The sequence below is a fragment of the Thermoactinomyces vulgaris genome (genome assembly GCF_003688725.1).
GTDB classification, from domain to species: Bacteria; Bacillota; Bacilli; order Thermoactinomycetales; family Thermoactinomycetaceae; genus Thermoactinomyces; species Thermoactinomyces vulgaris.
Genome location: NZ_REFP01000003.1, coordinates 1 through 8,025, shown reverse-complemented (window position 1 = coordinate 8,025; position 8,025 = coordinate 1). Strand labels below are relative to the sequence as shown.

Below are 8,025 nucleotides of genomic sequence, written 5' to 3'. Positions count from 1 at the left end.
TTTGGAATCCCCAAAATTGCCCCTGCGGCCATGAAGGTATACAAAAAGCTGGATTGCCTGGTTTATGAACAACCGGCAGACAGCTATGTGGCCATGATGCTGTTGCCAAGTGGTAAGAGTTGTGGAGATAAAGGGATTTCAAATACCGAATCAAAGACTGCTGACCCTTATGGTGGATATTATCAAAGGAAACAACAGAGAACCGAGGAATATCAAAAGAATATTACAAACCCTATAACCAAGGCGCAATTACCCAAAAAAGGAAAATTCAGATTTATTCCAGGAAAGGAAGTTAAGTATGATAAAAAGTTGGGAGGATATGTAGATAGATTTGGCAATGTGTGGAAAAAAGGGCCCTATCATGGAGATCCCAATAAAGACTTTGATTTTGAATGGGATGTACAACTCTCAGAAAAAGGGTTGAAAAAATGGGGGCAATATACCAAAAATAATAAAAAGTATATCAATGTAACACCAGACGGTGAAATTTCACATTAACGGAGGGGAATATGTTTCAGTTAAGTTTATTTATGGATTGTCAGAGTGAAGATGAAGCACTGATTGTATTAAACGATATAATGAAAAAAATTGAAAATTATGTTGACTCATATCATATTGTTGAAAACGAACCCTATTGGAAAGTTGATGGTTGGTTTAAAATTACATGCAATGTTGAAACTTCAAGTGTTCTGGATCACCAAAAAGCAGAGGTCATACTTAATAAAATTTCAAACAAGTGGTCTTGGGATAAAGGAAGGATTTCTGCAGTTTCTAGTGCAAATAAAATGGGAGCAGTCTTTTGTAATACAAAACTGCGATTTTGCAATTGTTGGTTTGAAGACTTTGAATAACATTTACATTATTTCTATAGAAACTGAGATATTAGTGTTAAGAATTAAAGAATTAAGATGTATTAAGCAAAATGATCGATCCAGCAAATTAGCAGGATGAATTATTTGAAAGAATGTAACAAAAACTGAAGGGTAACTTTTCCGCATATTATTGTTATCTTTTGCAGGGGGATAACATAATAAAAAGATATATTGATTGATGTTACAAGAATTAAAAACAGGAAAATATATTGATTGGATTAGAAGGGCAGTCATTTCAGGACTGTCCTTTAATATTGTAACCTTAGCAAAAAATACCCGCTAGTGCGTGGATGACAAGTGGTTATATTAATTTTTTCTTCCTATATATTCAAGAAGTGGAGAATCATATCCAACGCTTTATGTAATGGTTTACCTTTTGAATCTCTGGAAAATAATAAAAATGCGCGGCTTTACATATGGTTCGAACCATTTTAGGGTTCAGGTAAAGTTGGTGTTACAGGAACCCGAAAACCGGGGAATGGACCGTGTAAGATGGGGGGGTTCGGTAAAGGAAATAACCGGGATCAGATGAGGAGGCAGAGGCGAATGGAACGTTTGTTTATCGCGGACAAAAAAGAGTTTGCGGAATCAAAGAAATGGGTTGATCATGTGTTCAACACGGAGCAGGAATTGCCGGAGAAGGTTTTTCAAGAATCGTTCCACGGGTTCAAGTTTGAAGAATTTGATTGGGCGATGGGTGAAGCGTTTTGGCCTGTCCTTCAGGATTTGTGCCGAAAATTCTGATGGGCGTTTTGAATCCGGATCCGGTCCGCTATTATTATAAAGCGTTTGGCCGTTTTTCCTGGGCGAAACTGCCGGTGGATTTATCAGCGGATGAATATTTTTCTGTACTGGCGCATGGACCTGCAAAAAGTCCTGCGGATGCAATCCTGTATCACTCTTATACTGTCGTGTGGGTGCCTCCGTCCGGAAAGTGGGAAATCTGGGGAGAAAGGGATATGGGGGTATGTGTGTTGGGATTTCGCGATGAGAAAGACCGATGGCATCGTCTGCCTTTCTTAAACCATTGGCATCCAATCAATGCGACGGTTTTTTCATGGATGAGTTTGAACTTTTCCCAACAACAACTTCCGGAAGCGTTTGTTAAAAAAATGAAATTGAACTACCCGGTATGAGAGGGGACTGACCATCCTTTTAAGAAGAGAAGAGGTTTTATCTTGTCTTTTTGCCGTTGCAAACTTGATGATATCGTATCTGTATATCAAAACATAAATATTTATTACAGAGAGAAAGATAGATGATTGATATTGCAATGAAAGCGGATCGAATTTGATATATTGCAAATTGGACAGAAATTGACAGGAATCCATGAGCGTTTTGCCTTGTCGTTCGTTGTGTGGGAAATAGGTGTGTATTTGCATGATCCGGAGGTGATCAGCAAGCTTGCCGACCGTTTTCACCTGTTTTATGCAACGTTAATCATTTTCAAAAAAAAAAGAGGGGACCAACCCCTCCTCTTTTTTTATTTATAAGCCATCCGGTATTGTTCGGGACCGAAATAGGAAACATCACGGTTTCCTGCGGCATCCAGCACCCAGAAGGGATTGCGGAGCAATTCGCGTCCCAAGAAGACCAAATCGGCCCGTTCATTTCCCAGAATATCTTCCGCTTGTTCCGGTGTGGTGACAAGGCCGACGGCACCGGTGGCAATGCCGGCTTCTTTTTTGATCGCTTCAGCATAAGGAACCTGATAACCCGGATGGATTTTGTCGGGTGCCACGGGCAGGGTTCCCCCGGAAGAAACATCGATGAGATCGACGCCCCATTTTTTCAGTTTGCGTGCCAAGGCAATGCTGTCTTCGATTTGGATCCCGTCCGGATGATGGTCCACTGCGGAGATGCGGACATAAAGCGGACGATCCGTTGCCCATGTTTCCTGAACGGCTTGAATCACTTCTTTGAGAAAGCGGGAACGGCCGTCCAGGTCTCCGCCGTATTCATCTGTGCGTTGATTGCTGAGCGGGGATAAAAACTCGTTGATCAGATAGCCGTGAGCGGCATGGATTTCTACGATGTCAAACCCGATTTCTTTTGCACGGCGGGCAGCATCGGCAAAGGACTGGACCACGGTTTTTATGTCTTCAGTGGTCATTTCATTCGGTGTTTTGCTTTTATCGTCAAAGGCAATGGCACTGGGGGCAATGATGGGCTCATCGACCTCGGCTTTCCGGCCGGCGTGGGCGAGTTGGATGGCGGTTTTGACACCCTGGCTGTGGGCAAAGTCCACAATCTCTTTCAACCCTTCCTTTTGCCCGTCGTTCCACAGTCCCAAGTCACGGGAGCTGATCCGTCCGCGGCTTTCCACGGCCGTTGCTTCGATCATGATCAAACCCACTTTTCCCAGTGAACGGGTGCCGTAATGGACACGGTGAAAATCAGTGACTTTTCCATCTTCGCCAGCGGAATACATGCACATGGGCGACATCACGATGCGGTTGGGCAGTGTGACATTTTTTTGCGTGAATGTTTGAAAGATCGAGGACATCTCTGTTCACCTTCTTACCTTCTTTTTTTATTGTTACTTACTAAAAATTATTATACATGTTTAATAGTTGATTCGCTATATCCATTATGGATTTGTGCAAGAATAGATAAAACCAAAGGGATGAAACATAAAACTGTTGACCGCATTAAAACGGCTTGTTATGATTATGATGATTTTTGGCTAAGACTTTTGCCGTATATGTTTGGGAATAGGGCCCGAACGTTTCTACCCGGCCACCGTAAATGGCCGGACTACGGCGAATAGGTCTTCGGGAATCCTATATGTTTTCTTCATTTCATTTCCATTCATCATGAAGAATGCAAAAATATGGTGAACCGGGGTCCTGTATCGCCGTGCGGTATGGGTGTCCCGGCTTTTTTATTAAGTTTGGCAAAAGTTTATTTCGCTGGAAGAGAGGTTGCGACGTATGGAAAAACCATTGGAACGAGTTGTCGTGCTGGATTTTGGCGGACAGTACAATCAATTGATTGCCCGGAGGATCCGGGATCTTGGTGTGTTTAGTGAGCTGTTACCCGGAACCATTTCCGCCGAAAAAATCCAAGAGATGAAACCCAAAGGCATTGTTTTTTCCGGTGGGCCCTATAGCGTGTATGATGAAGACTCGCTCAAATGCGATCCCAAGATTTTTGAACTCGGCATTCCCGTTTTGGGGATCTGCTACGGGATGCAGTTGATTGCCAGCCACTTTGGGGCCAAAGTGGAAAGGGCCAAAAAACGGGAATACGGGAAGTCTGAATTGGAAGTTGTTTCCGATTCCCCGCTCTTTAAAGGTTTGGATGAAAAAGAGCTTGTTTGGATGAGCCACAGCGACGTGGTGACCGGCGCCCCGTCCGGATTCCGGGTCGACGGAAAAACGGAATCGGCTCCGGTGGCGGCAATGAGTCTTCCGGAACAAAGGATTTATGCCGTGCAATTCCATCCGGAAGTTCGCCACACGGTAAACGGAAATCAATTGATTTCCAATTTCTTGTATGAAGTTTGCGGTTGTGAAGGAAACTGGAGCATGGAATCGTTTATCGATCATGCCGTCCAAGAAATCCGCGAACGGGTTCAAGACCAAAAAGTGTTGTGCGCTTTAAGCGGAGGTGTGGATTCCTCGGTGGTTGCGGCATTGATCCACAAAGCGGTCGGAGACCAGTTGACCTGCATGTTCGTGGATCACGGTTTGTTGCGCAAAGGCGAGGCGGACAGTGTCGTGAAAACATTCGGGGAAAACTTCCAGATGAACCTGGTGAAAGTGGATGCCAAAGACCGTTTTTTGAGCAAGTTGAAAGGCGTTACCGATCCGGAACAAAAACGGAAAATCATCGGCAATGAGTTTATCCGCGTCTTTGAAGAAGAATCCGCCAAGTTCGGGGATCACCGTTTCCTCGGGCAAGGGACTTTGTACACCGATGTGGTGGAGTCCGGGACGGACACGGTTCATACGATTAAATCCCATCACAATGTCGGCGGTTTGCCGGAAGACATGAAGATGGAATTGATTGAGCCGCTCAATACGCTCTTTAAAGATGAAGTCCGGAAAGTCGGGGAAGAACTGGGACTTCCGGCTGAAATTGTCTGGCGTCAACCTTTCCCGGGACCGGGACTGGGAATTCGCGTGATTGGCGAAGTGACCGAAGAGAAATTGGAAATTGTCCGTGAAGCGGATGCCATTTTGCGGGATGAAATTCAAAAAGCCGGTTTGGACAAGGAGATCTGGCAGTATTTTGCCACTTTGCCCGACTTCAAAAGTGTGGGAGTCATGGGTGATGTCCGGACCTATGCTTACACGGTGGGGATCCGTGCCGTCACCTCGGTGGACGGGATGACTGCAGATTGGGCACGCATTCCTTATGATGTGCTGGAAAGAATTTCAAACCGCATCATCAATGAAGTCGAAGATGTAAACCGGGTGGTCTACGATATCACTTCGAAGCCGCCGTCAACCATCGAATGGGAATGATCGGGAAGGATAGGTAGAAATCATGTCAGTCATCCAACGTTTTTTCCAATTGGACGAACATAAGACCGATGTGAAGACCGAAGTGCTGGCGGGCGTGACCACGTTTTTCACGATGGCGTATATTTTGCTGGTTTCCCCATCCATGATGGGGCAGGCGGGCATGGATATGGGAGCCGTTTTTGTGGCAACGGCTCTTTCCGCCGCCGTCGGCACGTTCTTGATGGGGGTGATTGCCAATTACCCCATTGCACTGGCTCCCGGATTGGGACTCATCGCGTATTTTACTTTCACGGTCGTTTTGGGAATGAAGTTGCCTTGGCAAACCGCATTGGGAGCCGTCTTTTTATCCGGAATCATCTTTTTTCTTTTGACCGTCACGAAAGTGCGTGAGCTCATCATCAACTCGATTCCCACCGGGCTGAAATATGCTGTCTCGTCCGGGATCGGGATATTTATTGCATTCATCGGCTTGAAAAATGCCAATGTCATTGTGGATTCTGAATCCACGTTTGTGATGATCAATCCGCACCTGACGGAAAAACCGGAGATTTTGCTTACCATCTTTGGTTTGTTTATCACCACGGTATTGATGGTGCGAAAAGTGAAAGGCGCGATTTTTATCGGCATGTTGATCACCGCGGTTGCGGGAATGATCACCGGTCAGGTTCAAGTGCCGGCTGACTTTTTTGCCCTGCCGCCGAGCATGGCGCCGACTTTTATGAAGCTGGATGTTCCGGCTGCTTTGGAACTCGGACTTTTTACGATTGTTTTTGCTTTTTTGTTTGTTGATTTATTTGATAATGCAGGGACGTTGGTGGGGGTGGCCAGCCAGGCCGGACTGCTGAAAGATAACAAACTGCCCCGTGCGGGGAGAGCGTTGTTTACCGATTCGGTGGCCACCATGTTGGGGGCTGTGTTCGGCACCTCCACCGTGACTTCTTATATTGAGTCTTCGGCGGGAGTGGCGACCGGAGGACGCACCGGGCTGACATCGGTTGTCACGGCGGTCTGTTTTTTGGGAGCTTTGTTTTTCTTCCCGTTGATTGAGTCGCTGGCATCCGTTTCCGCCATTACTTCGCCGGCATTGGTCATTGTGGGCGTGTTGATGGCCGGAAACCTGAAAAAGATTGAATGGGATGACCTGAGTGAAGCGATTCCGGCTTTCATCACGGTGATCTTTATGCCGTTGACCTTCAGCATTGCAACGGGAATTGCGGCCGGCTTTGTTTTTTATCCTTTGTGTAAACTGGTGGCCGGCGAAGGGAAAAAAGTGAATGTGATTGTTTATATTTTGGGGATTATCTTTGCTTTGCGGTTTATCTTTTTGGGAGCCGTCTGAGGTGATGGCCCGAAGCTTTCTCCTGTCACGGGGGAAAGCTTTTTTCTTTGCATACTTTGTCTTTTGTTTCAAAGACTAAGAGGAAAGGAGGAGAGTTATGTCTCGAAAATATGTGGTGGCAGTGATATTCTGGAGCTTGTTCCTGTTGATTTTACCGGTGCAGGGGATGGCTCAGGAATCCTGCCGGGAGCTGGAACCGGATGTCTGCCGTGCGGTTGGACAACTGATGAAACAAAAAGAGCAGGCCGTTCACAGACGGAAACTTGACCTGTTTCTCCAAACCATCGATCCCGAAAACACTTTTTACAGGCAAGAGCAAAAGCGTTGGTTTCAAGATGCGATACAAGGGATGGATCCGGATTCTTTTCATTTGAAAGTGCTGTCTGTCATGCCGGATCGGGACAAGACGGTACGCATCGTGGTGGAACAGGTTTATTCAGCCAAGGGGGAACCGGTGAGTGTCCGGTGGCCGGTCCGGTTGCGTCTGACGCCCCAAGGATGGAAAGAGTCGGACTTGGCTTTTGAACAATGGGGGGATCAAAAAATTACGGTTTATTACACGAATCCTGCATTAAAGATGAATGCGCAGATTGCTTATCATACCTTGAAAAAAGCCGCTGCCAAACTGCAAAAGCGCTTGGCATGGCAACCGCAAAAAATGGAAGTGAAGCTGTATCATGATCCTGAATGGTTTCGTCAGTCGGTGAAACCTTCATTGCCCCGGTGGGCTGGAGGATGGCATGAGGCCAATCAGTCCATCAAGTTTCTTGCCGGACACACGGCGCCGGATCAATTGGCTTCCGGAATGATCCATGAACTGGCGCACCAGGCAGTGAGCGATTTGACCAATGATAACGCCGCTTATTGGTTGCAGGAAGGGGCGGCGATGTATTATGAAGCGCATTTGATGCCGGAGCTCCATGTGAATCATCAGGTGGAATTATTGGAGAGAACATGGTCGCTTGCAGATCTGGAAAACACACCGTTGGAAAAATTGCCCGCTGAAAAAGCACACCAATATTATTTGAACAGTTATGTCCGGTACCGGCAGTTGGTCGGACAATACGGGGAGGAAGGAATCCAAAAACTCTTTGCCAGATTGAAAAAGTTCCCTTACATCGATGAGGAGAGCGAACCGAAAAGAAAGCAACTCAATCAAAGAACCCGCAAAGCATTATCGGAGGTTTTTTGTAACGGAGAAAAAAATTTTAAAAAAAGTGTTGACTTATGTCGGGGAAGGTGATAACATCGTATTTGTCGCCGCGAGAGAGCGGCAAACATAAAGCGAAATGAAGTGTTCCTTGAAAACTGAAGAGTGAAGACATGACTCGTTAATTCTTGA

At 46.0% G+C, this 8,025-nt stretch carries 8 protein-coding genes and 1 riboswitch; of the genes, 7 read left to right on the top strand and 1 reads right to left on the bottom strand.

From position 1 onward, the window contains the following. The 4 genes from ATH33_RS00255 to ATH33_RS00245 form a co-directional block, all read left to right on the top strand. On the top strand, positions 1-498 hold a 498-nt coding region (locus tag ATH33_RS00255; RefSeq protein WP_249037503.1), incomplete at its 5' end, for a polymorphic toxin type 17 domain-containing protein. Between the two features lie 11 nt (positions 499-509). Continuing rightward, a complete protein-coding gene (locus ATH33_RS13695; RefSeq protein WP_206760072.1) occupies positions 510-851 on the top strand; it encodes a hypothetical protein in 342 nt (113 codons plus the stop codon). 567 nt (positions 852-1,418) lie between these two features. Beyond that, positions 1,419-1,616, top strand: a complete 198-nt coding sequence (locus tag ATH33_RS13690) for a hypothetical protein (RefSeq protein ID WP_052186782.1) — start codon at positions 1,419-1,421, stop codon at positions 1,614-1,616. Continuing rightward, entirely contained in the window at positions 1,601-2,008 is a 408-nt protein-coding gene (locus ATH33_RS00245; RefSeq protein ID WP_231855203.1) for a hypothetical protein, read from the top strand. The genes ATH33_RS13690 and ATH33_RS00245 overlap by 16 nt, the downstream gene beginning before the upstream one ends. Positions 2,009-2,355: 347 nt before the next feature. Here ATH33_RS00245 and namA read toward each other — a convergent pair whose 3' ends face one another. Next, positions 2,356-3,378: an NADPH dehydrogenase NamA gene (gene namA / locus ATH33_RS00235; protein WP_121873919.1), complete on the bottom strand. Its 1,023-nt coding sequence runs from the start codon at positions 3,376-3,378 to the stop codon at positions 2,356-2,358. Between the two features lie 172 nt (positions 3,379-3,550). After that, positions 3,551-3,652, top strand: a riboswitch (purine riboswitch). 153 nt (positions 3,653-3,805) lie between these two features. Between namA and guaA the strand changes: the two genes are divergently transcribed. The 3 genes from guaA (at position 3,806) to ATH33_RS00220 (ending at position 7,926) form a co-directional block, all read left to right on the top strand. Continuing rightward, entirely contained in the window at positions 3,806-5,344 is a 1,539-nt protein-coding gene (gene guaA / locus ATH33_RS00230; protein WP_037996405.1) for a glutamine-hydrolyzing GMP synthase, read from the top strand. A 31-nt stretch (positions 5,345-5,375) separates the two neighbouring features. After that, positions 5,376-6,683 carry an NCS2 family permease gene (locus ATH33_RS00225; protein ID WP_181729210.1) on the top strand — a complete coding sequence of 436 codons (1,308 nt, stop codon included), beginning with the start codon at positions 5,376-5,378 and terminating at the stop codon, positions 6,681-6,683. 97 nt (positions 6,684-6,780) lie between these two features. Next, entirely contained in the window at positions 6,781-7,926 is a 1,146-nt protein-coding gene (locus tag ATH33_RS00220; protein ID WP_062843363.1) for a peptidase MA family metallohydrolase, read from the top strand. Positions 7,927-8,025 lie beyond the last annotated feature (99 nt).